Source organism: Ideonella sp. P3_A4, assembly GCF_056403075.1.
In genome coordinates this window covers 1-1,103 of the sequence record NZ_JBFUGE010001143.1, presented here as the reverse complement: position 1 = coordinate 1,103, position 1,103 = coordinate 1, and the positions used below count along the sequence as shown (strand labels likewise).

The following is a 1,103-nucleotide window of genomic DNA, read 5'->3' as shown; positions in this document are numbered from 1 at the left end:
GACGATCGCGCAGTGGCTGGCTGCCGGGGCCGGGCCATGAACATCGTGTCGACCGAATAACGATATGAGCTTCGGTACCGAGGCTTTGCGCTTGAATTGCATCTAAAGGAGATCTGCATGCAAACCCGTCGAGAAATGCTGTCGCGATCGGCCCAGGTGGCCGGCATGCTGGCGGCGCTCGGATTGCTTCCGAACCTGGCCCAGGCGCAGGCCACGCCCTATAACACCGCCGCCTTCGAAGCCAAGACCATGGCCGACCTGATGAAGGCGCTGGGCGCCGGTGCGCCGGTGGAAAGCAAGGACGTCACCATCACCGGCCCGGACATCGCCGAGAACGGCGCCGTGGTACCGGTGGGCGCATCCACGGCCCTGCCGGGCGTCAAACGCCTGCTGCTGATGGTCGAGAAGAACCCAGCGATGCTGTCGGCAATCTTCGACATCAGCGATGCGGTCGAAGCCAACATCGCCACGCGCGTGAAGATGGGCCAGTCTTCCAACGTCTTTGCCGTGGCGCTGATGAACGACGGCAAGGTGCTTTACGCGGCCAAGGAAATCAAGGTCACGCTGGGCGGCTGCGGCGGCTGAAAGCCCTGCATCGCTCGCCCTTCGAACATTTGAGGAGAAACACATGGCAGACCCGATGCGCATCCGCGCTCAAGCCGCCGACGGCAAAGCCACCGTCCGCGTTCTGATGGCCCACGAAATGGAGACCGGCCAGCGCAAGGACGCCGCCGGTGCGACCATCCCGGCCTGGTACATCCAGGAGGTCACCGCGCAGCTCAATGGCAAGACCGTGTTGACGGCGCAGTGGGGCCCGTCGGTGGCCAAGAACCCGTTCCTGCAGTTCAATGTCAAGGGCGCGAAGGCCGGCGACAAGATCGGCATCTCGTGGGTCGACAACAAAGGCGACAAGCGCAGCGACGAAGCCGTGGTGACGGCAGCGGCCCCGGGCCAGTAGGCAGTCAAGGGCCTTGGCGCCGCAAGAACACTTCAGACAGAGCGAGGAGACCATGCGACACACCCTGATCATCGCCTCGGCGGCGCTGCTGGCCGGCCCTGCGCTGGCACAGCAGAAATCGGCCGCCGACGGCATTGCCGAATAC

Annotated in this window: 2 protein-coding genes; both read left to right on the top strand. The window is 64.4% G+C overall.

Features of this window, described 5'->3' with window-relative positions; genetic code table 11:
- The first annotated feature begins 117 nt into the window (after positions 1–117).
- Positions 118–585, top strand: a complete 468-nt coding sequence (gene soxY, locus AC1DYI_RS36505) for a thiosulfate oxidation carrier protein SoxY (RefSeq protein ID WP_477208966.1) — start codon at positions 118–120, stop codon at positions 583–585.
- Between the two features lie 43 nt (positions 586–628).
- On the top strand, positions 629–958 hold the full coding sequence (soxZ, locus tag AC1DYI_RS36500) for a thiosulfate oxidation carrier complex protein SoxZ (RefSeq protein ID WP_477208965.1): 330 nt from the start codon (positions 629–631) through the stop codon (positions 956–958).
- Positions 959–1,103 lie beyond the last annotated feature (145 nt).

What these genes read in the sequence shown, in the direction of transcription:
- soxY (WP_477208966.1), top strand. Translation starts at nt 118, where the DNA reads ATGCAAACCCGTCGAGAAATGCTGTCGCGATCGGCCCAGGTGGCCGGC.
- soxZ (WP_477208965.1), top strand. Translation starts at nt 629, where the DNA reads ATGGCAGACCCGATGCGCATCCGCGCTCAAGCCGCCGACGGCAAAGCC.